This is a genomic window from Mycetohabitans sp. B3, from assembly GCF_021498065.1.
GTDB lineage: Bacteria > Pseudomonadota > Gammaproteobacteria > Burkholderiales > Burkholderiaceae > Mycetohabitans.
In genome coordinates, this window is record NZ_JAHLKN010000026.1 from 313,303 (window position 1) to 339,983 (window position 26,681).

Genomic DNA, 26,681 nt, shown 5'->3' on the forward strand with positions numbered 1-26,681 from the left:
TTGCAAGGCCCCGATCGACATGGAAGCAGAACGTCTGAACGCGATCGAAGCGACCCTCGCCGACCTGCGCAAGCGCGCGGCAGAGCTACGGGGGTATCTTTGACTTCGATGCGAAACAAACCCGCCTAACGGAAGTCAACACCGCGCTCGAGGACCCGAACGTCTGGAGCGACGCGAAGCAAGCGCAGGCGCTCGGTCGCGAGAAGAAGCTACTCGACGCGGTCGTGCAGATGCTCTCGGCGCTGAGCGGCGACCTGACGGATACGCAGGAGCTGTTCGAGCTGGCCAACGAGGAACAAGACGATGACACGCTACTGGCCTGCGAGCGCGACGTGCAGGCCCTGGAGCGCCGCGTGGCTGATATCGAGTTTCGCCGGATGTTCAATAATCCGGCCGATCCGAACAATTGCTTCGTCGACATCCAGGCTGGCGCCGGCGGCACCGAGGCACAGGACTGGGCGTCGATGCTATTGCGCCAGTATCTGCGCTACTGCGAGCGTAAGGGCTTCAAGGCCGAAGTGCTCGAGCAGTCCGATGGCGAAGTGGCGGGCATCAAGAATGCGACGATCAAGGTCGAAGGCGAGTATGCCTATGGCTACCTGCGCACCGAGACCGGCATCCACCGCCTGGTGCGTAAGTCGCCGTTCGATTCATCTGGCGGCCGCCATACGTCATTCTCGTCGGTGTTCGTGTATCCGGAAGTGGATGAATCGATCGACATCGACGTCAACCCGGCCGACCTGCGCATCGACACGTTTCGCGCATCCGGGGCCGGCGGCCAACACATCAACAAGACCGACTCGGCGGTGCGCATCACGCATTTGCCGTCAGGCATCGTCGTGCAGTGCCAGAACGACCGCTCACAGCATCGAAACCGCGCCGAGGCGATGGCGATGCTCAAATCGAGGCTGTACGAGGTGGAGATGCGCAAACGCCAAGCCGAACAGGACAAGCTCGAATCGAGCAAGACCGACGTGGGCTGGGGCCACCAGATCCGCTCGTACGTGCTTGACCAGAGCCGCGTGAAGGACTTGCGCACAAACGTCGAAATGAGCAACACACGTGCGGTGCTCGACGGAGACCTTGACGATTTCATCAGCGCGAGCCTCAAGCAAGGCGTATAACTGCGAGCGCAATTGACCATGACCGACAAGAATCCCCATGCCACGCAGGCCGGCATCGACAGCGACGACAACGCGATCATTGCGGAGCGCCGCGACAAGTTGCGGGCGCTGCGCGAGCAAGGTATCGCGTATCCGAACGACTTCCGTCCGGAAAACAGCGCGGCGAATTTACACGCTCGCTTTGCCGACACTGACAAGGACGCCCTCGAGGCGCATGCGCTCAACGTATCGATTGCCGGCCGGATGATGCTCAAGCGCATGATGGGCAAGGCAAGCTTCACGACCGTGCAAGACGGCACCGGTCAAATCCAGTTCTTCATCACGCCGGCTGACGTCGGTGCCGATGTCTACGAGGCCTTCAAAAAATGGGACCTGGGCGACATCATCGCGGCGCACGGCGTGCTGTTCCGGACCAATAAGGGCGAGCTATCGGTACGCTGCACCGAGCTGCGGCTGCTATCCAAGGCCATCCGACCGCTACCGGACAAGTTTCATGGGTTGTCCGACCAGGAAACGCGCTACCGGCAGCGCTACGTGGATCTGATCGTCACGCCCGAAGCACGCCAGACGTTTCAGGCGCGTACGCGCGCGATCGCATCGATCCGCCAGTTCATGACGAATGCGGGTTTTATGGAAGTGGAGACGCCGATGCTGCACCCGATCCCGGGCGGCGCGGCGGCCAAGCCGTTCATCACGCACCACAATGCGCTGGACATGCAGATGTTCCTGCGCATCGCGCCGGAGCTGTACCTGAAACGGCTGATCGTCGGCGGATTGGACCGCGTATTCGAAATCAACCGGAATTTCCGCAACGAAGGGATCTCGCCGCGGCACAATCCGGAATTCACGATGATGGAGTTCTACGCCGCGTACACCGACTACCGCTGGCTGATGGACTTCACTGAGCAGTTGATCCGGCAAGCGGCGCTGGACGCGCGGGGGACGACGACGATCCACTATCAAGGGCGCGAACTGGACTTGAGTCAGCCCTTTCACCGCTTAACGATCACCGGCGCGATCCAGAAGTATGCGCCGCAATACAGCGACGCACAGCTTGCTGACAGCGACTGGCTGCGTGCCGAATTGCGCCGGCTCGGCGTCGATACCCACGACGCGCCGTTGCGCAACGCCGGCGTGGGCGCGCTGCAGCTTGCCTTGTTCGAGGAAACCGCTGAAGCGCAGTTGTGGGAGCCGACCTATATCGTCGACTATCCGGTGGAAGTGTCGCCGCTCGCGCGGGCGTCGGACACGGTCCCCGGCATTACCGAGCGCTTCGAGTTGTTCATTACCGGACGCGAGATGGCAAACGGCTTCTCGGAACTGAACGATCCGGAGGACCAAGCGGCGCGCTTTCGCAAACAGGTCGAGCAGAAAGATGCCGGCGACGAGGAAGCGATGTACTACGACGCCGACTACATCCGCGCGCTCGAATACGGCATGCCGCCGACCGGTGGATGCGGTATCGGCATCGACCGGCTCGTGATGTTGCTGACCGACAGCCCGAGCATCCGTGACGTGATTCTATTCCCACACCTGCGGCGCGAGGATTGACACGACAATACGCGCGTACGGTCAGCCGCGAGCGGGTCCGTGCGCCAACGTCGCCCTGCGGGCCGGCAATTGCCGGCCCTAATTATTTGTAACAAACGGTAAAGCGACACGGGTGCGACGGCCGATATGCCGCAATTGGTTACAACTTGAAACCGACAACAGGCGGGGCATCGCGGAGACTAGGCGCAATCGAAAAGCGCCCCTTTCGTGAAGGTCAAAAAATGGAAAGCCCACGCAAACTTCACCCGTTGGTCGCGACCGCCGCGGTCGGGGTCATCATTGCTAGCTTGGCCGCGACCGCGGCCGTCACGGGGTGGCTGCCCAATGCATCCAGCAGCAGTAGCGCGCGCAGCGATGCCGCGCCCATCACCCAAACCGCGCAGCAACCGGTCATGGATGCCGTCGCGTCGTATGCGCCACGTGTGCGGCAATCGAGCGGTGCAGCCATGCCCGCACCGCCCGTCGGCTACGCGCAACATGGCGCTGGGCCCCGCACCGAGCCACAATATGCACCGCCCCGTGCGGCGGCGTGCGCATCATGTGGCACCGTGGAGTCGGTCGTTCCCGTTCGGCGCGAAGGCCATAGCACAGGACTCGGCGCGGTCGGCGGTGCGGTAGCAGGCGGCGTGATCGGCAATCAGTTCGGCGGCGGCGGTGGACGTACCGCGATGACGCTGCTCGGCGCACTCGGCGGTGGACTGGCCGGCAACTCGGTCGAGAAACATATGCGCAGCGAAACGGACTATCGGGTCCACGTACGGATGCAGAACGGCAAGCTGCGCTACTTCACGTACCGGCAGCCCCCCTCCTTCCAGCCCGGCGAGCGCGTACAAATTGAAAACGGCGCGCTAACGCACGCCGGTTGACACGCTACAGACTGGGGCGCCAGCGACGCAGATAGGGGAGGTGCGCGAGGTTTAGTAGTCGGCGTCTTCGATCCACGCAGTCTGGATCGCCTCGAGAATCTTTTCACTCGAGCGCTCCGGGTCGTCGTCAAAGCCGTCCAGTTCCGTCACCCATCGATGCAGGTCGGTGAAACGCACGTATTGAGGGTCAACGTCGGGATGGGCATCGGTCAGTGCCATCGCGATGTCGTTCGTGTCGGTCCATTTCATCGCTGCCGCCCTCCTTGGACTCAGTGGTTTTCCTTCGCATGATTGATCGAGTATTTTGGAATCTCGATCACCAAATCCGCATTTTGCGGCACCTTGGCCTGACACGACAACCGGGAAGTCGGCTCCAGGCCCCAAGCCTTGTCCAACAGGTCGTCCTCATCCTCCTCGGACGGCGCCAGCGCATCGAATCCTTCGCGCACGATCACGTGGCAAGTGGTGCACGCGCACGACTTCTCGCACGCATGCTCGATCTCGATTCCAGCATCCAGCAACGCATCGCAGACGCTCTTGCCAGGCTCGGCTTCAAGCACCGCTCCCTCGGGACACAATTCGACATGGGGCAAAACAACAATTTGAGGCATGGGAAAACAGTCCTGTAAAGCGACAGTAGCGACAACGATCAGCCAATTTCATCAAGCTTACGGCCAGCGAGCGCGCCACGAATACTCTTGTCCATGCGCCGCGCAGCGAACTCGTCGGTCGCGGCCGCCAGGGCTTTCGTCGCCTCGTCAATGCGGTCCGCGTCATCGCCGTCGACCACGGCGCGCAGCGCGTTCAATTTGGCATCGACGTCGGCACGCTCAGCAGCGTCAAGCAATTCCCCATCGACCGCCAGCGCCGCGTCGGTTGCGTCCACCAGACGCCGCGCGTCAATTTGTGCTTCGCGCAACGCCCTTGCATGCATGTCGCGCTCCGCGCTGCTAAAACTATCCTCGAGCATCCGCGCGATATCGTTGTCACCCAGCCCGTACGACGGCTTGACGACCACTGCGGCCTGCGTGCCCGACTGCATTTCGCGAGCGGACACGGACAACAGCCCGTCCGCATCGACCTGGAAGGTGACGCGGATCCGAGCGGCGCCAGCGGCCATCGGCGGAATGCCGCGCAACTCGAAACGCGCGAGCGAGCGACAGTCGGACACCAATTCACGCTCGCCTTGCACCACGTGAATGGCCATCGCGCTCTGGCCATCCTTGAACGTCGTGAATTCCTGCGCCCGTGCCACAGGAATCGTCGAGTTCCGCGCAATGATCTTCTCCACCAGCCCGCCCATCGTCTCCAATCCGAGCGACAACGGTATCACGTCGAGCAGCAACCAGTCGTCACCCTCGCGCCGGTTGCCGGCCAACACGTCGGCCTGGATCGCGGCGCCCAGTGCGACGACTTGGTCCGGATCCAAGTCGGTCAACGGCGCCTTGCCGAAATACTGTTCGACAGCACGCCGCACGCCACGCATACGCGTCGAGCCGCCCACCAACACGATGCCGTCAAAGTCCTGCGGCCCCGCCTTCGCATCGCGCAACGCCTTGCGCGTGAGCGCCAACGTACGTTCAACCAGCGGCTGGGTCATCGTCGCGAATTCGGCTTCCGTGAGCGTCAGCACGACGCGCCGGCCGCAGGATAACGTGACATCGAGTACGGTCTCATCCTGATCCGACAGCGTTTCCTTCGCGACACGCACCGCATCCAGCAGCGCTCGCACGTCCTGCGGCGGCAGCGTGCCGAGCGCCGCGCGGTTCAGCACATGCCGATACAGCGCCTGATCGAAATCATCGCCGCCCAGCGCCGAATCGCCGCCCGTGGACAGCACCTCAAACACCCCGCGCGTGAGCTTGAGCACCGACAAGTCAAATGTGCCGCCACCCAAGTCATACACCGCGTATAGCCCTTGCGCACCGCTGTCCAACCCATAGGCGATGGCCGCGGCGGTCGGCTCGTTCAACAAGCGCAACACATTCAAGCCGGCAAGCTGAGCAGCATCTTTCGTGGCTTGCCGCTGTGCGTCGTCAAAATACGCGGGAACTGTGATGACGGCTCCGACTATATCGTCACCGAGCGTATCCTCGGCGCGCTGCCGCAATGTCGCGAGAATCTCCGCGGAGACTTCGACCGGACTGCGCACGCCGTCCACGGTCTGCAGCTGGAGCATGCCCGGCGCATCGATGAACGCGTAAGGTGCATTGTCCAGATCCTGCACGTCGGCCTTGCCGCGCCCCATAAAGCGCTTGACCGAGACAATCGTGTTGCGCGGATCCAGCGCCGCGTCTTCCTTCGCCGGATAACCGATTTTGCGTCCACCGCTAGGCAGGTAGCGAACGACGGACGGCAGCAACGCCCGCCCTTCGTCGTCAGGCAGCACCTCCGGGATGCTGTTGCGCACCGCAGCCACCAGCGAGTGGGTTGTCCCAAGGTCGATACCGATGGCGATTCGGCGCTGATGCGGCGCCGGCGCCATGCCAGGTTCGGAGATTTGCAGTAAGGCCATCTTTATCCATGTGGAGTACGGTGCCGGGCGCGTGACGGCCGCGCCTCGCATCGGGCGGCAAGCTTCACGCCGCCTCCAATTTGTCGATCTGTGCGTCGATTTCGTGTGCGACTCGTTCGATAAACATCAACTGGCGCACCGCTTCGGCCGCCGGCTGGTCCGCACCGGAATCGAGCCATTCGCCGAGCCGCACGAGCCGTGCTGATTCCTCGTCCCGCAACTCGCGTAGCAGCGCCTGCAGCGCATCGACCTTGCGCGCCGCAGCCGCATCCTCGGTCCGCTCGCGCCATTCCATTTGCTGCATCAGGAACGCCGGTTCCATCGCGGTATTGTTTTCCGCGCCGACGTCGATGCCACGTAGGTGCAACAGGTAGGTGGCGCGTCGCAGCGGCGACTTCAGTGTCTGATACGCCTCGTTCGCGCGCGTTGCCCATTGCATCGCGATGCGCTTTTGCGCGTCGCCGGCTGAAGCGAAACGATCCGGATGCACCTGAGCCTGCACGGCGCGATAGGCATCATCGAGCGCGCGCGCATCCAATCCGAAACGCTCGGGCAACTGGAACAATTCAAAATGGTTTTGAGTCAGCGAAGGCATGGTCGGAAATCACAACTGGCGCCCTGCTGTTCGGCGGCACCGAGGAAATACGCCAATGGCGCCAAAGGCAGCATGCGACGATTCAGACGCGGAACGACTCGCCGCACCCGCATTCATCCTTCACGTTCGGGTTGTTAAACCGGAACCCCTCGTTCAGCCCCTCGCGAGCGAAATCTAGCTCTGTGCCGTCGATGTACGCCAGGCTCTTCGGATCGACGATGACCTTGATCCCATGGCTCTCGAACACCCTGTCGCCGCAGTCCAGTTCATCGACGTATTCGAGCTTGTACGCCAAACCCGAGCAGCCGGTCGTGCGCACTCCGAGCCGCAACCCGATGCCTTTGCCGCGGCGCGTCAGGTACTTTTGCACGTGCTGTGCTGCTTTTTCCGTCAAAGTGATCGCCATCGTCGTTCGCCGGTCCGGCCGGCCATCATTCATCGGTTCGCCCACTGCCGCGCTTGACCGGCCGGACCGGCCGGTCGCGCGGCTCCCCACGTCAAGCCGCCGCTTCGCCCGCCTGGACAGCAGGTTCGTCGGCCACCGCCACACGCCGCTTCTTGTAATCAGCCACCGCCGCCTTGATCGCGTCTTCCGCCAAAATCGAGCAGTGGATCTTCACCGGTGGCAGCGCCAACTCCTCGGCGATCTGGGTATTCTTGATCGATAGTGCCTGGTCCAGCGTCTTGCCTTTGACCCATTCCGTCACCAACGAACTGGACGCGATCGCGGAGCCGCAGCCATAGGTCTTGAACTTCGCGTCCTCGATGGTCCCATCCGCGCCGACCCGGATTTGCAGCTTCATCACGTCACCGCACGCCGGCGCACCGACCATACCGGTGCCAACCGCGTCATCGTCCTTCGCAAACGACCCGACATTGCGCGGGTTTTCATAGTGGTCCAGAACCTTGTCGCTATAAGCCATTGCAGTACTCCTTGCTGTATCGGTAGAGGTTCACGCCGTCGCGCTCAGTGCGCAGCCCATTGGATCGACGACAGGTCGATCCCTTCCTGATGCATTTCCCACAGCGGCGAAAGCTCGCGCAGCTTCGCGATCTTGTTGTTCAATAACTCGATCACGTAGTCTACTTCCTGCTCGGTCGTGAAGCGTCCCACCGTGAAGCGGATCGAGCTATGCGCCAGCTCGTCGTTACGGCCCAGCGCGCGCAATACGTACGACGGCTCCAGCGACGCGGACGTACAGGCAGAACCAGACGATACCGCGACATCCTTGACCGCCATGATCAGAGACTCGCCTTCAACAAAATTGAAGCTCACGTTCAGGTTGTGCGGCACGCGCGCATGCATGTCGCCGTTCACGTACACCTCGTCGATCCGCAGTAGCCCGTTGAGCAAGCGATCGCGCAGCATCCGCACCCGCTCGTTCTCGGTGGCCATTTCCTCGCGGGCCAGCCGGAACGCCTCGCCCATGCCCACAATCTGATGGGGGGCGAGCGTGCCGGAGCGCATGCCCCGCTCATGGCCGCCGCCGTGCATCTGCGCCTCGATCCGCACGCGCGGCTTGCGCCGCACATACAGCGCACCGATCCCTTTCGGGCCATATGTCTTGTGCGCGGAAAACGACATCAGGTCGACCTTCAACTTCTGTAGGTCGATTTCGACCTTGCCGGTCGCCTGCGCGGCATCGACGTGGAATACAATCCCTTTTTGCCGGCAGATCTCGCCGATCGTCGCAATATCCTGGATCACGCCAATCTCGTTGTTTACATGCATCACCGACACGAGAATGGTGTCCGGTCGCAACGCCGCGCTGAATGCCTCCAGATCGAGCAAGCCATTGTCACGCACGTCCAGGTACGTTACCTCGAAGCCCTGTCGTTCCAGTTCGCGCGTGGTGTCGAGCACGGCCTTGTGCTCGGTCTTCACCGTGACGATGTGCTTGCCCTTACTGCGATAAAAATTCGCCGCGCCCTTCAGCGCCAGGTTGTCCGACTCGGTCGCACCCGACGTCCAGATGATCTCGCGCGGATCGGCATTGACCAACGCGGCCACCTGCTCGCGCGCCTGTTCGACCGCGCGCTCAGCTTCCCAGCCATATGCATGGCTACGCGAGGCCGGGTTACCGAATTGCTCGCGCAGGTACGGGATCATCTTATCCGCCACGCGCGGGTCAATGGGCGTCGTCGCGCTGTAGTCCATGTAAATGGGCAGGTGGAACGGGGGATTTTTCATATGGGGCTCCGCAAGTCTGTGTCTGCTGCCAATACGTGTGTCGCGTCGCCGTCCGCTCAGGACTGCGCGATGTTGAACACGGAATTCGGTCCTTTCGGCCCAACGCGGACCGCGTCCGGCGCTACCGGCTCGCCTCGCCGGTCGAGCCGCACCGGCGCTGCACTCGCGCGCGAGCGCTGTTGCTCGACTAAGTCCTGCAGCGACACGGAATCGAGGTACTCGACCATCTTCTGGTTCAGCGTCGACCACAATTCATGCGTCATGCAATGGCCGTCTGGCTGTTTGGTGCCCTCGCACGTGCCCTTGCCACCGCACTGCGTCGCGTCCAGCGGCTCGTCAACCGCGATAATGATGTCGGCCACGGTCACCTCGTCGGGGCGGCGCGCGAGATGGTAGCCGCCGCCCGGTCCGCGCACCGACTCGACGATCTCGTGCCGGCGCAGCTTGCCAAACAGCTGCTCCAAATAAGACAGCGAGATCCGCTGCCGCTGACTAATACCTGCGAGCGTAACAGGGCCCTTCTCTTGGCGTAACGCCAAGTCGATCATCGCGGTAACGGCGAAGCGACCTTTTGTAGTGAGTCTCATGGTGTGGGGCACCCGTAATTCTCGACAATTTTTATCAAGTATAAATATCCTAGCATTTTAGTCAAGTACCCCTACCGCGGTCAGGGACAGATTAGTGCACCGCTCCATGCGGCAACGTGCGCTGCCGTCGGCTCGCGCGCTGCGTGCCGCTTAGATCGCGTAGCGCTGCCGCAACTGCGCAAGCAAGCCGTCGCAGGCGTCCTCGACTTCATCAAGCACGCGCTCAAAGCCTTCGTGGCCACCGAAATAAGGATCGTCAACGATGTCGGTATCGTAACGGCGCGCGAACTCCATTAGCAGCCGGATCTTATGCCCATGCTCGGACGGGCAGCGGCGGCGCAGCTCGACGACGTTGTCATGATCCATCGCGAGCAGCAGATCGAACCGCGCAAAATCGCCGGCGCTGACCTGCCGAGCACGCAACGCGTCCAATGCGTAACCGCGCGACATCGCGGCGCGGCACGCACGGGGGTCGGGTGCGGCACCTACATGCCAGTCTCCCGTGCCGGCCGAGTCTAAGTGGATCGTGTCAGCCAGCCCGGCCTCGTGTACCTTGGCGCGCATCACCGCTTCGGCGGTGGGGGAACGGCAAATATTGCCAAGGCAGACGAAAAGCAGCGCGACGGTTTTCATGGGTTTGAATGTTCGGAGCGCCGCAATTCTACGCCGGAATCCATGCTCGTGCTGCACGCTTGTACTAATAGGCACGATTGCCACATCGCGCACTGGCCGCCCGGCACACCCGGGCATGGGCTTGCCATCGATAAGCCCGTATGACACAGTGCACGCTAACTCCGCATTGAACCGCGCTTGACTGAGCGGATCGAGCCAGCGCGACGCGCCGGCCGACGCCCCCATTGCAGACCCCATCGTGCCGCCAGCGGCACCACGCCGCGCCCCGCCACCAACCCGATAACTTGTCGTTTTTCATTGCCGCCGGCGTGCGGCAATGCCCAGGGCCGCAACATGAGAGACGACAATGGCAGCTCCGGAGCCAGCCCCATATGGAAGGGCCTGCAAGACGGACACACACACTGGCACTAAGCAGGCGCCGCGGCGTGCGCGAGGCGTGTGAGTTGAACGGCTCAGCCGTGCAGGTCGGCCAGCGGATGCGCGTCGGCGCGCCACGGCGAGCGCAGCATCGCGGCCACATGCTCTTCGCGGACCTCGGCCAGCGTGGCCGGCGCCCAGCGCGGCCGCTTGTCCTTGTCGATCAGGTGCGCCCGCACCCCTTCGCAGAAGTCGCCGTGGTCGATCGCCTGTGTGGCGATCGCCAGTTCCATCCGCAGACATTCAGCCAGCGTCATATGGCGTCCCCGCAGCAACGCCTGCCGCGTCACGTTGAGCATGGTGGGAGAATAGGCGCTCAGCGCATCGAGGGTCGCGCTGAGCCATTCGCGCTCGGCCTCGCGGGGACCGGCCGACAAATGGCCGTGTAGCGACGCAACGATCTGCTCAACCGAGTGGCGAGGATTGAAATGACGCATGGCTAGCGCGCGCCAATCGTCCACGGTACTGCGTACCGGCTTGGAATCGGGGCCGCCGAATGCCTGCTTCAGCGCACGATCGATGTCCGTGGTGTCCGCTTCACACAGTCGCACGTCGAAATCGCGCAACGCATCGGCGTCAACCAGCAGATCGGCCAATCCGAGCCGCTGCGCATCGGCCCCGCTGAGCGTCACGCCGGTCAATCCAACATACAGTTCCAACTCCACCGGCAGCACGGCCAAGAATCGCGTGGCCCCCACATCTGGCACGAAACCGATTCGTGTTTCCGGCATCGCGATCCGGCTACGTTGGGTGGCAATCCGCAGCGAGGCACCCTGTGCCAACCCCATCCCGCCGCCCATCGTAATGCCGTCCATCAGCGCAACCACGGGCTTAGGGAAATAATGCAGCGCGAAATCGAGCCGATATTCGTCAATGAAGAACGCTTGCCACGAGCGCTCGCCGGCGCTCGCCAGCCGGTACAGCGCCCGCACATCGCCCCCTGCGCAAAAACCCTTGTCGCCGGCACCGCACAGCACTAGTGCCAAAATTTGGTCGTCCGTCCGGCATTGCTCGACCCATTGCGCCAGCGTGCGCACCATCGAATGCGACAGCGCGTTCAGCGCATCGGGACGATTCAGCGTCACAACCGCCACCCGATTGATCACCTGATAACTCAAATGTTCGGCTGTCACCGGTGCGGCGGCCGGAACATCTCGCCGCGCTCCGGCGGCGGCCTCAACCACGCCCACTGCGGGCGACCCTATCGTCATAACCCTCCCTCGCATCACGCTGACCAGCACGGCGCGCGTGCTAGACCTGCCGTGCCATCACCATCCGCTGTATCTCGCTTGTTCCTTCATAAAGCTGCATAATGCGCGCATCACGGTAGTGTCGCTCGACGGCATAGCCCTCAAGATAGCCGTATCCGCTATGCACCTGGATCGCGCTGGAGCACACCCGCTCGGCCATCTCCGACGCGTAAAGCTTGGCCTGCGACGCCTCGGACAGGCACGGCTTGCCAGCGGTGCGCAAGCGCGCCGCGTTCAGTTGCGTGGCCATGTCCGCCAGCATCTTGGCACGCTCTGGTGCTCGCGCAGCGGCATCATACCGTTCGCATCTTTCACCATACGAGATACAATCGGGTTTCTACTGCAGCACAGCGGTATCCATGATGAGCGACCTGAACGCAGAAGCCAAGACCTCGATCCAGGTAATCAACCGGATGATGCGGCTGCTCGACGCGCTCGCCGCGCATAGCGATCCTGTCAGCCTCAAGGAACTCGCGCAACGCACCGAGCTTCATCCCTCGACCGCCCATCGAATCCTGAACGACATGGTAACGTGCCGGCTCGTCGATCGTTCGGATCCGGGCACGTACCGCCTGGGCATGCGTCTGCTCGAGTTAGGCAATCTGGTCAAAGCCCGGTTGTCGGTGCGCGACGCCGCGCTCGGCCCAATGCGCGAACTGCACCGGCTCACTGGGCAAACGGTGAACCTATCTGTTAGGCAGGGTGACGAAATCGTCTATATCGAACGCGCCTATTCGGAGCGCTCCGGCATGCAGGTGGTCCGCGCGATCGGTGGCCGCGCGCCGCTGCACCTGACGTCCGTCGGCAAGCTGTTCCTGGCCGCGGACGAAGCATCGCGCGTGCGCGCCTACGCAACGCGCACCGGGCTAGCCGGCCATACGCAGAACAGCATCACGAATCTAGCAAAGCTAGAGCGCGAACTGGCACACGTGCGCCAGCAAGCGTGTGCACGTGACAATGAGGAACTGGAACTAGGCGTGCGATGCATCGCGGCTGGCATCTATGACGACAGCTCGAAACTGGTGGCGGGCCTGTCACTGTCCGCGCCGGCGGACCGCTTGCAAAACGCATGGCTCGCGCAGCTCACCCATACCGCGCTGGAAATTTCACAGGCGCTCGGGTACCAGCCGCCGGCGAACACCGCCACGGCTGCTGCTGCCGCGTGAAATGAACGGTTCCACCGTCCGCCAGGTATCGCCGGCGAACGATAGACCCGCGAACGCGCGCCGGCCCGGCCAACGCCAATGCGCAGATTGACCGCACACCGGCACACGGGTGCAGTTCAGGTGCCAGCGCCGTTGGTCTGTGCGCTCGTCACACGTTGCACTCCGCCAGTGTCCATCCAATTGCGCAACCGTTGTGCATCGGCAAAGCGCGAATACTTGCCAAACGAGTCCAGCAGCACCATGATCACGGGCCGGCCATGGATCGTCGCCTGCATGACCAGGCATTCGCCGGCCTCGTTGATAAAGCCGGTTTTCTGCAACCCGATATCCCACGAAGCGTTGCGCACCAGCGCGTTCGTGCTGTTATAGGCGAGCATGCGCTTGCCGGTGAACACATCGTAGCTGCGGTCAGTGGAGAACTGGCGGATCAGCGGATACCGATATGCCGCATTGACCATCTTCGCGAGGTCGCGCGCGCTGGACACGTTCTGCGAGGTCAGGCCGGTCGCGTTCTGGAAATGGGTTTGGGCCATACCCAATTCGACGGCCTTGCGGTTCATCGCTGCGATGAACCCGGGTCGGCCGCCGGGATAGTAGCGCGACAGCGCCGCGGCGGCGCGATTCTCCGAGGCCATCAGCGCGATGTGCAGCATATCCTCACGCGACAACGTCGAGCCGATCAACAATCGGGAACCGGTGCCCTTCTCGTAGTCGCGGTCCTCGTCGGTCACCGTCAGCCTCTCATTGAGCGGTGCCTTCGAATCCAGCACGACCATCGCGGTCATCAGCTTCGTGATCGACGCGATCGGCACGACTGACGCCGAGTTCTTGTCGTACAGTACCTCACCGGTGTTCTGATCGACCATGAAGCCCACCGTCGAGCGCAACGCCACGCTGCCGTCGGACTGCAGCGTGAACGCGCCTACTGCGGGCCTGGGCTGGTACGCGACCCGGCGCACGGCCGCATGGTGCGTACGGCCCTTCAGCCGCGCCGACACGCGCCGTTTCGACGGCTGCGCGGCGGCCTGCCGCACCACCTTGCTCGAGCGCGCGGCGCGGGCTTGCCGGGTCCTGGACGGGTGCTTCGCAGTCCATGCCTTGCCACCTTTGCCGGCGGTAGCATGGCGCGCACGGGATTCGCGTGCTTCCTTCGCGGCGGTGACGGCATACGCGTTGGCCGGCGCGACCAGCGCAGCCATCAGCATGGCTGAGCCGGCGATGGACAACGCCGTGCCAAAGGCAGCGACACAGATGCCTTTCAACGACGAAAACAAGGTGCTTTTCATTCGTGTTATGACCGGATTTCCGAAAGTGTAGCCAAGCCCGGAATGACTAACCTATTAGGCACTTATCGCCAATACTTCATCCAAGACCTGTCAGGCGTTCAGGGCAGACAATCGAGCCTTGCAGTGTAATTGAAATCAGTAATCAGGCGCGTACGGTAGTTCGCTACACCGTCGCTTAACGGTGCCTACCTCCGACTTAACGGTTTGGTGCCACCGATGTTGAACCAGGTTTGCCTCGAGACAGCACAAAGATGCCTTTCTTGTCGCGCGCCGCGCTACAACAAATCAATGACTCAAACGTTCTCGAAATTGACACACAACGGTGCGTGTACATCTCGACCAGGCGAAGCGCGGTGTGCTGAGACGCTGCGTTGAGCGAGCCGCGCTGGCTGCGGCCCCATCGGCTTACGCCGCTAAACACTTGTTTATTAAGCTGAAGCCTAATTTGTGCACTGCACAAAAAACTTGACACGCGCGCAAACACACCTAAAATGCGTATTCTGCTGCACCGCACAACAGCGCGGCGGCCTTTCTCCCCACCAGCGGCCCCGCCAGGGTCGGATCAGGAGCGCAAGCATGAATCTGTTGACCCCCGAGCAAATCGCTGCCGCCCAGAAGGTGAATTTGGAAACGTGGTTTGGTTTGGCGAACAAAGCGTTCGAAGGCGCCGAAAAACTCGTTGAGCTAAACCTAAAAGCGGCGAAGGCGACACTGGCCGAATCTCAAGAAAACGCGCACCGCATGCTGTCGGTGAAGGATGCGCAGGAGCTGTTGTCGCTGCAAACCAGCCTGGGGCAGCCTGCCGCGGAGAAAGTCCTGTCGTACGGCCATCACCTGTACGAGATCGCGTCGGCCACGCAAGCCGAATTCGTCCGCGTTGCCGAAGCGCAGTACGAGGAACAAAACCGCAACGTGCAGGCGTTGGTCGACAATGTTGCGAAAACCGCGCCGGCTGGCTCGGAAACCGTCGTCTCGGTGTTGAAATCAGCGATCACCGCCGCGAACACAACCTACGAAACGGTGCAAAAGGCCACAAAGCAGGCAGTTGAGATCGCTGAAAGCAACTTCAACGCCGCCGCCACTGCTGCGTCGAAAGCTGCTCAGCAAGCTGCCGCACAGGCATCGCGCACCGCCAAGAAGTAACGGCTACCCGCTCGGCGTCATGGAGCTAGCAGCGCCCAAGGCAACGGTGTGGTGCATGAGCCCATGCCGGTGCAAGGCTGAACAGCACGATGGTATCCGTTCCACGCGCTGGCGCCCTGCACCATGCACTTTTGCCGGTGCGCCAGCAAAGCGCGACTCGATGTCTCACGCAATGCGCCGTTGAATGAGCCGACACCTCGACGAGGCATAGAGCAGGCCATTTGATAAGGCGAAGGCTATCTGAACGCGCCCCAACGGTCTTGCACGTATTCGCGACGAACCGGCACAGCCCGCGTTAACGGCCCATGTTACTTTTTGCGCTGTGGCGGCAGATCGGTGCAGACGCCTTCGTACAATTCCGCGGCCATCCCAACCGACTCCCCGAGCGTCGGGTGCGGATGAATCGTCTTGCCGATATCCGTCGCGTCCGCGCCCATTTCCACGGCCAGGCAAATCTCGCTGATCAGATCGCCCGCATTGAGTCCGACGATACCGCCGCCGATCACGCGATGGGTCTGTTCATCGAACAGCAACTTCGTAAAGCCCTCGTCCCGGCCGTTCGCAATCGCGCGCCCGGAGGCAGCCCACGGAAACACCGCCTTGCCGTACTGGATGCCTTCGGCCTTCAGTTGCGCCTCTGTCTTGCCGGCCCATGCGACCTCGGGGTCGGTGTACGCCACCGAAGGAATCTGCAGCGCATCAAAGTAAGATTTTTCGCCGGCGGCGGCCTGCGCTGCCACATGCCCTTCATGGACCGCCTTGTGAGCGAGCATCGGCTGACCCACGATATCGCCGATCGCATAGATATGCGACACGTTGGTACGCATCTGCTGATCGACCTCGATGAAACCGCGCTCGGTCACTGCAACGCCGGCACGCTCGGCGCCAATGCGCTTGCCGTTCGGACTGCGCCCGACTGCAACGAGCACCAAGTCGTAGCGCTGCGGATCCGTTGGCGCATGCTCGCCTTCGAAACTCACATAGATGCCGTCCGGCTTAGCTTCAGCAGCCGTGGTCTTGGTCTGCAGCATCACGTTTGCAAAGCGCTTTGCGTTGAACTTCTCCCATACTTTGACGAGGTCCCGGTCCGCGCCCTGCATCAAGCCGTCGAGCATCTCAACCACGTCAATGCTCGCGCCGAGCGTTGAATACACGGTGGCCATCTCGAGCCCGATGATCCCGCCACCGATCACTAGCATCCGCTGCGGGATTTGCGGCAGCGCCAACGCGCCAGTGGAATCGATAACGCGTGCGTCGTCAGGTAGAAACGGCAGTTTCACGGCTTGCGAGCCGGCCGCGATAATCGCCTGCTTGAACCGCACGATCTGCTTGCCGCCGTCGGTCCGCACCTCGAGATGATAAGGGTCGACGAATGCCCCAACGCCGGTCACCACCTGCACCTTGCGCGCCTTGGCCATGCCAGCGAGCCCGGTCGTCAGCTTACGCACCACGCCGCTCTTGAACTCGCGCAGCTTACCCAAATCGATCTGCGGCTTGCCGAGCGTGATCCCATGCGCTGCCAGCGCCGCCGCCTCGTCAACGATGGCGGCGGTGTGCAGCAACGCCTTCGACGGAATGCACCCGACGTTCAGGCAGACGCCGCCCAGTGTCGGATAGCGCTCGACGAGCACAGTTTTCAGGCCGAGGTCAGCGGCGCGGAACGCGGCCGAGTACCCGCCTGGGCCGGCACCGAGCACCAACACGTCACATTCGATATCGGCGCTGCCACGATAGGCCGCAACCGGCGCACCGGCTGCAGGCAGCGCTGCCGACGTCGGCAGCGACGCGCTCGCCAGCCGCGCGCCTGACGCGGCCGGCGATGTCGGCACCGACGCCGGGGGCGGGGCGGACGCGGTGGCCGCAGCCGGCGCCTGTGCCGCGGTACGGCCATCATCAGCACGCTCCGCCTGGTCGGCAACCTCCATGATCGCAATCACGGTGCCCTCGGACACGTTATCACCGGCCTTGACCTTGACCTCCTTCACGGTGCCGGCGTAGTCGCTCGGCACCTCCATCGATGCCTTGTCGCTTTCTAGCGTCAACAGCGACTGCTCCTTGTCGATCGTATCACCAGGCTGGACCAGTACCTCGATCACGCTGACGTCCTTGAAATCGCCGATGTCAGGCACTTTCATTTCAACGAGACTCATCCACGTCCCCTTCTTGTTCGCGCAACGGATTGATATCGTCTAATCACAGCATCACGCGGCGGAAATCCGCGAGGATCTGGACCAGATACGCGTTGAAGCGCGCGGCCTGCGCGCCATCGATTACGCGATGGTCGTACGACAGTGACAGCGGCAGCATCAACCGCGGGACAAACTGCTTGCCGTCCCAGACCGGCTTGTAAGCGCTCTTGGATAAGCCGAGGATCGCTACTTCCGGTGCATTGATGATCGGCGTGAAATGCGTGCCGCCGATGCCACCAAGCGACGAAATCGAAATCGAGCCGCCCTGCATCTGGTCTGGCTTCAGCTTGCCTTCACGAGCCAGCCTCGCCAGTTCCGCGGTTTCCTTCGCAATGTCGAGCACACCCTTGTGGTCAGCCTCCTTGAGCACCGGCACGACGAGCCCGTTCGGCGTATCGGCCGCAAAGCCAATGTTGAAATATTGTTTGAACACCAGGTTCTCGCCGTCCAGGCTGGTGTTGAAGGTTGGGAATTTTTTCAACGCAGCGACAACCGCCTTGATCACGAACGCGAGCATTGTCACCTTGATGCCCGCCTTCTCGTTTTCCTTGTTTAGTTGCACGCGCAACATCTCAAGCTCGGTAATATCGGCTTCGTCGTTGTTCGTCACGTGGGGGATCATGACCCAGTTGCGATGCAGGTTCGCCCCAGAGATCTTCTTGATCCTTGACAGCGGCTTGGCCTGCACCGGGCCGAACTTCGCAAAGTCGACCTTCGGCCAGGGCAGCAGGTCCAGTCCCGCGCCGCCCGACGCGGCGGTTGCGCCCGCCGGCACGCCGCGCTGTCCGGTCATCACGCCCTTCACATAGGCGGTCACATCCTCGCGCGTGATCCGGCCCTTCGGGCCCGTGCCCGGCACGCGCGCGACCTCGACACCCAACTCGCGCGCGAACTTGCGCACCGACGGGCTCGCGTGACTGGCGCGGTGTGCGCCGGCAATCGGGATCACCGGCGCCTGCGCAAGCGCAGACGGCTCGCGAGCGCCACTGGCCGGCGTTGACGCAACCGGCAGATCCAAAGGCGGCTTGACCGGCTTGGACGCAGTAGCCGGCTGCGCGGCCGGCGCAAGCTGCGCTTGCTCGTAGGCCGCACCACCGATGCTCTCCAGCACGACGATCAGTGTGCCTTCTGAGACCATGTCGCCGACGTTGACTTTCAGCGCCTTCACCGTACCGGCGGCCGGGCTCGGCACGTCCATCGTTGCCTTGTCCGATTCCAGCGTGAGCAGCGACTGCTCCGGTTCGACGACGTCGCCTACCTTCACGTGCACTTCAATCACCGGCACGTCCTTATAGTCACCGATATCGGGAACTTTGACCTCGCGCACGCCGCCGGCCCCATCCGACGCAGCCTGGGGTGAGGACGCAGTGGGCGCGGCCGGCGATACAGGCCGAGCTGAGGACGCAGCCGCAGCGGCCGGCGGCGCGGGTGTGGCAGCGGACGCTGAGCTTGCGGCGGACGCCTGGCCCGCGGCCGGCGCAGCGGCTGCGGCGGATTGCGCCGCACTGTGACCGTTAGACGCCGGCGCACTGCTCGCGCGATCGAGGATCACGATTAGCGACCCTTCGGAGACCGTATCGCCCTGCTTAATCTTGACTTCCTTGACGACACCGGCGCTCGGGCTCGGCACGTCCATCGTCGCCTTGTCCGACTCGAGCGTGACCAGCGATTGCTCCGGCTCGACGGCATCGCCCGGCTTGACCAGCACCTCGATCACCGGCACGTCCTTGTAGTCGCCGATGTCCGGCACCTTCACTTCGATCGCTTCACTCATTGATTTTGTCTCCATCAGCCACGCGTGTGCGACAGCCGGCCACGGCTGTCGCACACGGAGCAGCGCATTCGCGCGATGCGGGAAAATGGCGTTAGACTGTCACCGGATTCGGCTTGGCCGGATCGAGCTGGTATTGCTGCAGCGCTTGCGCCACCCGCTTGCGGTCAATCGTGCCTTCGTCGGCCAACGCGTGCAGCGCGGCCACCGTGACCCAATAGCGGTCGACTTCGAAGAAGTGACGCAGCTGCTCGCGTGTATCAGAACGACCAAAGCCATCGGTGCCAAGCACCACATAGCGACGCGGCACGAATGCGCGGATCTGCTCGGCCAGCGAGCGTACATAGTCAGTCGACGCGATCACCGGCCCCTGCGTGTCCTTCAGCAAGGTCTGCACGTGCGACAGCTTGGGCTCGGCGAGCGGGTTAAGCAGATTCTGGCGCTGTACTGCGTGCCCTTCGCGGGCCAGTTCGATGAAGCTCGGCACGCTCCAAAGGTCGGCGGCCACGCCCCAATCGTTTTTCAGTAACTCGGCTGCGGCAATCACTTCGTTCAGAATCGTGCCAGCGCCGAGCAATTGCACGCGCGGAGCGTCCTTGTCCGCTTCAGCCTTGCGCAATGAATACATGCCCTTGACGATGTGCTGCGCGACATGCTCGCCCTCGGGCATCGCCGGATGCTCGTAGTTTTCGTTCATTACCGTCAGGTAATAGAACACGTCCTGCTGCTCCTGCACCATGCGGCGCAAGCCATCCTGGATGATCACCGCAAGCTCGTAGCCAAATGTCGGATCGTAGCTGACGCAATTGGGGATCGACGACGCCCACAACAGCGAATGCCCGTCCTCATGCTGTAACCCTTCGCCATTGAGCGTTGTGCGTCCCGCGGTGCCGCCGAGCAGGAAGCCGCGCGAGCGCATGTCGCCGGCGGCCCAGGCCAGATCGCCGACGCGCTGGAAGCCAAACATCGAGTAGAAGATGTAGAACGGCACCATGATCTCGTTGTGCGTCGAGTACGATGTCGCCGCCGCGATCCAGTCGCAGATGCCGCCCGCCTCGTTGATGCCTTCCTGCAGGATCTGCCCGGTCGTCGATTCCTTGTAGAACATCAGCTGGTCGGAATCTTCCGGCACGTACTTCTGCCCTTCCTGGTTCCAGATGCCGATCTGGCGGAACAGCCCCTCCATGCCGAACGTGCGCGACTCGTCCGGCACGATCGGCACAATCCGCTTGCCGAGCGCCTTGTCCTTGAGCAGGATGTTCAAGATCCGCACGAACGCCATCGTCGTGGAAATCTCGCGTCCCTCACCGGTGCCCTTGAGCACCGGTTCGAACGCGCAGAGCGGCGGCACGTCCAGGGACGTATCGGCCTTCATCCGTCGCTGCGGTAGATAGCCGCCGAGCGCCAGCCGGTGCTGACGCATGTACTCAAGCTCCTTTGAACCCTCGTCGAACTTCAGATAAGGCACATCGGCGATCTCGTCGTCCGAAATAGGCAGCCGGAACTGGTCACGGAACTTCTTCAGTTGGTCCACCTGCATTTTCTTCTGCTGGTGGGTAATGTTCATCGCCTGCCCGGCCTCGCCCATCCCGTAACCCTTGATGGTCTTCGCCAGAATCACGGTCGGCTGGCCAACATTATGCTGCGCCGCATGAAATGCCGCGTAGATCTTATGCGGATCGTGGCCGCCTCGGTTCAAATTCCAGATGTCATCGTCGGACCAGTCCGCCACCAGCGCCTTGAGTTCCGGCGTGTTGAAGAAATGCTCGCGCACGTAGGCGCCGGACTCCGACTTGTACGTCTGGTATTCGCCATCGACTACTTCCATCATCCGGCGCATCAACGCGCCCGTCTTGTCGCGCGCGAACAGCGAATCCCAGCGGCTGCCCCAGATCACCTTGATCACGTTCCAGCCCGCACCGCGGAATTCGGACTCCAACTCTTGGATAATCTTGCCGTTGCCTCGCACCGGCCCGTCCAGCCGCTGCAGGTTACAGTTGATCACGAACACGAGATTGTCCAGCTTCTCACGTCCGGCCATGCCGATCGCACCGAGCGATTCCGGCTCGTCGGTTTCGCCGTCACCGAGGAAAGCCCAAACCTTGCGCCCGGCGGTCTTCGCAATGCCGCGCGCCTCCAGGTAGCGCATGAAACGCGCCTGGTAGATCGCCATGATCGGGCCTAGGCCCATCGACACCGTCGGGAACTGCCAGAAATCTGGCATCAGCCACGGGTGCGGATACGATGAGATGCCCTTGCCCCCGACCTCCTGCCGGAAGTTGTCCAGTTGTTCCTCGGTTAGTCGGCCTAACAGGAACGCGCGCGAATAAATGCCGGGCGACGAGTGGCCCTGCACGAACACCAGGTCGCCGCCATGTTCGGCGCTCGGCGCGTGCCAGAAATGGTTGTACCCGACGTCATAGAGCGTGGCGGCCGACGCAAACGAGGCAATGTGTCCACCGACGTTCGTGTGCTTGCCGGCGCGCAGCACCATCGCCAGCGCATTCCAGCGCGTGTACGAGCGGATCCGGTGTTCGATGTCCTGATCGCCGGGGTTCTTAGCCTGCGCGGACACGGGGATCGTATTGATGTACGGTGTGTTTGCGGAGAACGGCAGATGCTCGCCATGGACCCGCGCAAATTCGATCTGCTTCTCGATCAGGTAATGTGCGCGCTCAGGGCCTACGGCCGACAGCACGCCATCCAACGCCTCGAGCCATTCGGCGGTTTCTTGCGGGTCGTTGTCTTTTTCGGCGGTGACATACTTCATCACTTCCTCGGGTACGGCGGACATGAGCGTCTCCTGGTCCTGGTATGGGGAACGTGCAGCACAAAGTGACCAGCTACCGCGCGCGGGTCCGCCTGCGGGATCGCGCGGCCGGAAGCGGCATCCTGGCCGGGTGGCCACCGAATTGTAAAGACCCGGTCTGAGCCTGCGCAACAAAATTTTCAAATGACGAGATGATTTCTCGCCATATGAAAAATTGCTGCGATGCAACCCGAAAATCTGGCATCCGTCTGGATTCTATCGCTGCATTGCCGCGAACTGCTCGCTTTGTGCTTTTAACCCTGCGCTACAATCTCCTCTATGTTGACCGAACGGCTCCTCGCTCGTGCAGCGCGGCCCGGGCCGACGCCGCCGCCCAACCGCTGGCACCACGGCCCGTGGTGGTCCAACTCTTACTTGCTCACGCCGCTCGTGTCGATCGTGGTGTTCCTGATCGTAATGAGCCTGATTCTGTGGAGCCTGAACCGGCGCGAGCAACAGCAGCAGGAAGACACGCTGTATCGCAACGTCGCGTGGGCCCAGCAACAGATCCGTCTGTCAATGACGAGCGCGCAGGAACACATTGCCGCCCTCGCGCGCGACATTGCCGCCGGTCATGGTGACGCGCGGACCTTCCAGACAGCCGCCAGCGCTGTGATGCAAAGCCATCCAGAAATCATCTACATGAACTGGCTCGACGGCTCGCAGACGCCGCATTGGGCCAGCACCCCGGAGCCGCACGTCGGCTCTCGGCTGGCCAAGCCAAACAATGCGCAATTGTACGATGCGATCCGCGCTTCGTTCACTGAAGCACGTGCCTCGCGCCGGCAGATCTACTCGGCGCTGCTCTACGACGACTTGCGCAACGGCTACGTAACGCTGCAAACGCCGATCTTCCATGAGCGCGAGTTCCTCGGCACGGTGGCCGCCGTGTTCTCGGTTCAAGGTATGCTCAAGCACGACATTCCGGCCGAGCTGTCCGCGAAGTACAAGATTTCGATCATCGATCCGAGCCACCGCGAGCTGTCCACCACGTCCACCCGCCCGCGGCTGCCGCGCGATGCGTATTACGATCTACCGCTCGATCCGCCGGGCCATAGCCTGGCGGTGCGCGTGTACTCGTATCCGCAACTGACCAATTTCACGAACAACACGCTGGTGTGGCTAGTGGCCGGCCTGTCGTGCTTCGTGTTATGGAGCCTGTGGAGCTTATGGAAGCACACGCGGCAGCGCTTCGAGGCGCAACAGGCGCTGTACGCGGAAGCGTTCTTCCGACGCGCGATGGAAAACTCGGTGCTGATCGGCATGCGCGTGCTCGATATGCAAGGACGCATCACGCACGTGAACCCGGCCTTTTGCCGGATGACCGGCTGGGACGAAAGCGACCTGGTGGGCAAAACCGCTCCGTTCCCGTACTGGCCGCGCGAAGCCTGCCCGGAAATGCACCGGCAGCTCGACATGACGCTGCGCGGCAAAGCACCCTCGTCGGGGTTCGAGTTGCGGGTGCGCCGCAAGGATGGCTCGATCTTTTACGCGCGGCTGTATGTATCGCCGCTGATCGACAGCTCTGGGCGCCAGACCGGCTGGATGTCGTCGATGACCGACATCACCGAGCCCAAGCGCGCGCGCGAGGAGTTGGCCGCCGCCCATGAGCGCTTCACCACCGTACTCGAATCGCTGGACGCAGCAGTCTCGGTGCTGGCGGCAGACCAGGCCGAACTGCTGTTTGCCAACCGCTATTACCGGCATCTATTCGGTATCCGCCCGGACGGACACCTGGAATTGGCAGGCTCCGGCCTTGACACGGCAACCCAGGCGTCGAACGACTCGATCGACCTGGTTGACACCTACGCCGGCCTGCCGGCCGCCGCGCTGACTGAAAGCACGTCGGACGCGTGCGAAATCTACGTACAAAGCATCCAAAAGTGGTTTGAGGTGCGTCGGCAATACATCCAGTGGGTCGACGGCCATCTTGCGCAGATGCAAATCGCCACGGATATCACGCAGCGCAAGCAAGCCCAGGAACTGGCGCAGCAACAGGACGAAAAGCTGCAGTTCACCAGCCGCTTGATGACGATGGGCGAAATGGCTTCGTCACTAGCGCACGAGTTAAACCAACCGCTGGCGGCGATCAACAACTACGCATCGGGCACCGTTGCCCTGGTGAAGTCCGGCCGTGCGTCGCCAGAAAACCTTTTACCGGTGCTCGAGAAAACGTCACAGCAAGCGGTGCGCGCCGGCATGATCATCAAGCGCATCCGCGCATTCGTCAAACGCAGCGAGCCGAAGCGTCAACGCACGAAGATCAGCGACATCATCGCGGATGCGGTCGGCCTGGCCGAGATCGAGACGCGCAAGCGGCGCATCCGCATCGTCACCGACATGCGCGCGCGGCTACCGGTCATCAATGTCGACCCGGTACTGATCGAGCAGGTACTCGTGAACCTGCTGAAAAACGCTGCCGAGGCGATGGCTGATGCCCGTCCCAACGCAATCGATCCCGTGATCCGCGTCGAGGTGCGCATCGTCGCCGATGACCAGTGCGTGCGCATCAGCGTGGTGGACCAGGGACCGGGCGTGGACGAAGCCACCGCCGAGCATCTGTTCGAGCCGTTCTACAGCACCAAGTCGGATGGCATGGGCATGGGGCTGAACATCTGCCGCTCGATTATCGAGTCTCACCGGGGACGTCTGTGGGTCGTCAACAATATTGAGCCCGATGGCCTCGTGACCGGCTGTACCTTTCATTTCACGTTGCCATTTGGCGAAACCGAAGAACCCACGCAGCATGGGTCCGCAGCGGCCGCGCCGCAAACTGTTACGGGAGAACTATGAGCAGCCCAGTCACCACACAACAAGAAACCGTCTTCGTTGTCGACGATGACGAGGCAGTCCGCGACTCGCTACGCTGGCTGCTCGAGGCCAATGGCTACCGTGTCCAGTGCTTCTCCAGCGCCGAACAGTTTCTCGATGCTTACCAGCCATCGCAGCTCGGCTGCCTGATCCTGGACGTGCGCATGTCCGGCATGAGCGGGCTCGAGTTGCAGGAAAAGTTGATTGCCGAGCATGCCATGCTGCCGATCATTTTCGTCACTGGCCACGGCGACGTGCCGATGGCCGTGTCGACGATGAAGAAAGGCGCGATGGATTTCATCGAAAAGCCGTTCGACGAAGCCGAGTTGCGCAAGCTGGTCGAGCGCATGCTCGAGCGTGCCCGCACCGAAAACTCGACCGCGCAGCAGCAGCGGGCGACCGCCGAGCGCCTGTCCAAACTGACCGCGCGCGAGCACCAGGTACTCGAGCGCATCACCGCCGGGCGGCTGAACAAGCAAATTGCTGACGATCTCGGCATCTCGATCAAGACGGTCGAGGCGCACCGCGCGAACATCATGGAAAAGCTCAACGTGAACACGGTGGCCGACCTGCTGCGCCTTGCCTTGTCAAAAAAGCAGTAGGGGCCGCGTCAAACAACGGATGCGCGAACGAAGCCGGTCGCCCAGGGCGGCCAAGCCACTCGCCCGTGGCGGTATAATCAGCCTTTTCGGGCCGTGTGCAGCCCCGTGTGCAGCCGCTTGCCGTGCAAGCGCAGTGTAGCATGCACCGCCCACCGCTTTGCGCTTCGATAAACCGACCCACCACCTGCCATGACAGCCAGAATCATCGACGGCACCCTCCTTTCCAAACAGCTGCGCGCCGAAGTGGCGCAACGTGTGACCGCGCTTACCGCACGCGGTTACCGGCCCGGCTTGGCCGTGGTGCTGATCGGCGACAACGCGGCCAGCCAGGTCTACGTGCGCAACAAGGTCAAGGCGTGCGAGGATAACGGTTTGCATTCGGTCTATGAGCGCTACCCAGCTGAACTCAGCGAAGCCGACCTGCTCGCCCACATCGACGCGCTGAACCGCGATCCACAGATCCATGGGATCCTCGTGCAACTACCGTTGCCGCCGCATATCGATGCGCACAAGGTCATCGAGGCGATCGCACCGGAAAAGGACGTCGATGGCTTTCATGTCGCCAACGCGGGCGCGTTGATGACTGGCAAGCCGCTGTTTCGCCCTTGCACGCCGTACGGCGTGATGAAAATGTTCGAATCGGAGCGCATCCCGCTGGCTGGCGCCAACGCGGTGGTGATCGGCCGCTCGAACATTGTCGGCAAGCCGATGGCGATGCTGCTGGTCGAGGCCGGTGCAACCGTGACGATTTGCAACAGCAAGACGCGTGATCTCGCGGCCCATACGCGCAGCGCGGACATCATCATCGCGGCGACCGGCAAGCGCAATTTGGTGACGGCCGACATGGTCAAGCCCGGTGCGACTGTCATCGACGTCGGCATGAACCGCGACGACGAGGGCAAGCTGTGCGGCGACGTGGATTTCGCCGGCGTTCGCGAGGTTGCCGGCTACATTACGCCGGTACCCGGCGGTGTCGGTCCGATGACGATCACGATGCTGCTGGTCAACACCATCGAAGCGGCCGAGCGCGCGGCCGGGTGACGGTGCGGTTGTGCCGGATTGGGCATAATTGACTGGAAACTGTCGCACGCGTCCCCAGATCATAGTGACAAGTTACGCGCAGCGCTGCAGCTCGGTGCATCGCACCGGGCCGTCACTCTTTCAAGATATGACAG

Annotated in this window: 22 protein-coding genes and 1 pseudogene; 8 read left to right on the top strand and 15 right to left on the bottom strand. The window is 62.4% G+C overall.

The features are described 5' to 3' along the window. The first annotated feature begins 19 nt into the window (after window positions 1-19). The 3 genes from prfB to KQH55_RS07980 all read left to right on the top strand — a co-directional run bounded on the left by prfB (window position 20) and on the right by KQH55_RS07980 (window position 3,541). A protein-coding gene (prfB, locus tag KQH55_RS07970) for a peptide chain release factor 2 (protein ID WP_175972439.1) occupies window positions 20-1,124 on the top strand; the annotation gives its coding sequence in 2 pieces (ribosomal slippage) (window positions 20-91 and window positions 93-1,124; 1,104 coding nt in all). Window positions 1,125-1,142: 18 nt separating this feature from the next. Continuing rightward, window positions 1,143-2,675 carry a lysine--tRNA ligase gene (gene lysS / locus KQH55_RS07975; RefSeq protein WP_235090564.1) on the top strand — a complete coding sequence of 511 codons (1,533 nt, stop codon included), beginning with the start codon at window positions 1,143-1,145 and terminating at the stop codon, window positions 2,673-2,675. A 221-nt stretch (window positions 2,676-2,896) separates the two neighbouring features. Continuing rightward, window positions 2,897-3,541, top strand: coding sequence for a glycine zipper 2TM domain-containing protein (locus tag KQH55_RS07980; RefSeq protein ID WP_235090565.1), 645 nt, complete (start codon window positions 2,897-2,899; stop codon window positions 3,539-3,541). Window positions 3,542-3,592: 51 nt separating this feature from the next. Here the strand turns inward: KQH55_RS07980 and iscX are convergent, their stop codons facing one another. The 11 genes and pseudogenes from iscX to KQH55_RS08035 all read right to left on the bottom strand — a co-directional run. Continuing rightward, window positions 3,593-3,790 (bottom strand): Fe-S cluster assembly protein IscX, encoded by a 198-nt coding sequence (iscX, locus tag KQH55_RS07985; RefSeq protein WP_076786684.1) that lies wholly within the window; start codon window positions 3,788-3,790, stop codon window positions 3,593-3,595. A gap of 20 nt (window positions 3,791-3,810) precedes the next feature. Beyond that, window positions 3,811-4,152 carry an ISC system 2Fe-2S type ferredoxin gene (fdx, locus tag KQH55_RS07990; protein WP_076786681.1) on the bottom strand — a complete coding sequence of 114 codons (342 nt, stop codon included), beginning with the start codon at window positions 4,150-4,152 and terminating at the stop codon, window positions 3,811-3,813. Window positions 4,153-4,190: 38 nt separating this feature from the next. Further along, the gene (hscA, locus tag KQH55_RS07995) at window positions 4,191-6,056 is read right to left on the bottom strand and encodes a Fe-S protein assembly chaperone HscA (protein WP_076787811.1); all 1,866 of its coding nucleotides are present in this window, start codon (window positions 6,054-6,056) and stop codon (window positions 4,191-4,193) included. Window positions 6,057-6,120: 64 nt separating this feature from the next. Beyond that, a complete protein-coding gene (hscB, locus tag KQH55_RS08000; RefSeq protein ID WP_076795604.1) occupies window positions 6,121-6,651 on the bottom strand; it encodes a Fe-S protein assembly co-chaperone HscB in 531 nt (176 codons plus the stop codon). A gap of 82 nt (window positions 6,652-6,733) precedes the next feature. Beyond that, window positions 6,734-7,057, bottom strand: coding sequence for an iron-sulfur cluster assembly protein IscA (iscA, locus tag KQH55_RS08005; RefSeq protein WP_139337092.1), 324 nt, complete (start codon window positions 7,055-7,057; stop codon window positions 6,734-6,736). A gap of 91 nt (window positions 7,058-7,148) precedes the next feature. Further along, on the bottom strand, window positions 7,149-7,574 hold the full coding sequence (gene iscU, locus KQH55_RS08010) for a Fe-S cluster assembly scaffold IscU (protein WP_076786677.1): 426 nt from the start codon (window positions 7,572-7,574) through the stop codon (window positions 7,149-7,151). A 44-nt stretch (window positions 7,575-7,618) separates the two neighbouring features. Further along, window positions 7,619-8,842 (bottom strand): IscS subfamily cysteine desulfurase, encoded by a 1,224-nt coding sequence (locus KQH55_RS08015; protein ID WP_076795607.1) that lies wholly within the window; start codon window positions 8,840-8,842, stop codon window positions 7,619-7,621. A 56-nt stretch (window positions 8,843-8,898) separates the two neighbouring features. Further along, complete coding sequence (gene iscR / locus KQH55_RS08020; RefSeq protein ID WP_235090566.1) at window positions 8,899-9,429, bottom strand: Fe-S cluster assembly transcriptional regulator IscR; 531 nt, start codon at window positions 9,427-9,429, stop codon at window positions 8,899-8,901. Window positions 9,430-9,579: 150 nt separating this feature from the next. Further along, entirely contained in the window at window positions 9,580-10,062 is a 483-nt protein-coding gene (locus KQH55_RS08025; RefSeq protein ID WP_076786671.1) for a low molecular weight protein-tyrosine-phosphatase, read from the bottom strand. 452 nt (window positions 10,063-10,514) lie between these two features. Then, on the bottom strand, window positions 10,515-11,690 hold the full coding sequence (locus tag KQH55_RS08030; RefSeq protein ID WP_235090567.1) for an enoyl-CoA hydratase/isomerase family protein: 1,176 nt from the start codon (window positions 11,688-11,690) through the stop codon (window positions 10,515-10,517). 40 nt (window positions 11,691-11,730) lie between these two features. After that, a pseudogene (locus KQH55_RS08035) lies at window positions 11,731-12,017 on the bottom strand (acyl-CoA dehydrogenase family protein); the annotation flags it as partial. 74 nt (window positions 12,018-12,091) lie between these two features. Between KQH55_RS08035 and KQH55_RS08040 the strand changes: the two are divergent. Continuing rightward, a complete protein-coding gene (locus tag KQH55_RS08040) occupies window positions 12,092-12,895 on the top strand; it encodes an IclR family transcriptional regulator (RefSeq protein ID WP_235090568.1) in 804 nt (267 codons plus the stop codon). A 116-nt stretch (window positions 12,896-13,011) separates the two neighbouring features. Here the strand turns inward: KQH55_RS08040 and pbpG are convergent, their stop codons facing one another. After that, the gene (gene pbpG / locus KQH55_RS08045; protein ID WP_076786667.1) at window positions 13,012-14,181 is read right to left on the bottom strand and encodes a D-alanyl-D-alanine endopeptidase; all 1,170 of its coding nucleotides are present in this window, start codon (window positions 14,179-14,181) and stop codon (window positions 13,012-13,014) included. Between the two features lie 576 nt (window positions 14,182-14,757). On the opposite strand from pbpG, the gene KQH55_RS08050 reads away from it, so the two are divergent. Then, window positions 14,758-15,324 carry a phasin family protein gene (locus KQH55_RS08050; protein WP_076786665.1) on the top strand — a complete coding sequence of 189 codons (567 nt, stop codon included), beginning with the start codon at window positions 14,758-14,760 and terminating at the stop codon, window positions 15,322-15,324. Window positions 15,325-15,632: 308 nt separating this feature from the next. Here KQH55_RS08050 and lpdA read toward each other — a convergent pair whose 3' ends face one another. The 3 genes from lpdA to aceE all read right to left on the bottom strand — a co-directional run bounded on the left by lpdA (window position 15,633) and on the right by aceE (window position 22,078). After that, on the bottom strand, window positions 15,633-17,474 hold the full coding sequence (gene lpdA / locus KQH55_RS08055; RefSeq protein WP_235090569.1) for a dihydrolipoyl dehydrogenase: 1,842 nt from the start codon (window positions 17,472-17,474) through the stop codon (window positions 15,633-15,635). 43 nt (window positions 17,475-17,517) lie between these two features. Continuing rightward, entirely contained in the window at window positions 17,518-19,287 is a 1,770-nt protein-coding gene (gene aceF / locus KQH55_RS08060; RefSeq protein WP_076797226.1) for a dihydrolipoyllysine-residue acetyltransferase, read from the bottom strand. 91 nt (window positions 19,288-19,378) lie between these two features. Further along, window positions 19,379-22,078 (bottom strand): pyruvate dehydrogenase (acetyl-transferring), homodimeric type, encoded by a 2,700-nt coding sequence (gene aceE, locus KQH55_RS08065; RefSeq protein WP_076786661.1) that lies wholly within the window; start codon window positions 22,076-22,078, stop codon window positions 19,379-19,381. Between the two features lie 294 nt (window positions 22,079-22,372). On the opposite strand from aceE, the gene fixL reads away from it, so the two are divergent. The 3 genes from fixL to folD all read left to right on the top strand — a co-directional run bounded on the left by fixL (window position 22,373) and on the right by folD (window position 26,547). Beyond that, the gene (fixL, locus tag KQH55_RS08070) at window positions 22,373-24,886 is read left to right on the top strand and encodes an oxygen sensor histidine kinase FixL (protein WP_076795624.1); all 2,514 of its coding nucleotides are present in this window, start codon (window positions 22,373-22,375) and stop codon (window positions 24,884-24,886) included. After that, window positions 24,883-25,506: an oxygen response regulator transcription factor FixJ gene (gene fixJ / locus KQH55_RS08075; protein WP_076786657.1), complete on the top strand. Its 624-nt coding sequence runs from the start codon at window positions 24,883-24,885 to the stop codon at window positions 25,504-25,506. The genes fixL and fixJ overlap by 4 nt, the downstream gene beginning before the upstream one ends. Before the next feature lie 189 nt (window positions 25,507-25,695). Next, the gene (gene folD, locus KQH55_RS08080) at window positions 25,696-26,547 is read left to right on the top strand and encodes a bifunctional methylenetetrahydrofolate dehydrogenase/methenyltetrahydrofolate cyclohydrolase FolD (protein WP_076795626.1); all 852 of its coding nucleotides are present in this window, start codon (window positions 25,696-25,698) and stop codon (window positions 26,545-26,547) included. The last annotated feature ends 134 nt before the right edge of the window (window positions 26,548-26,681 follow it).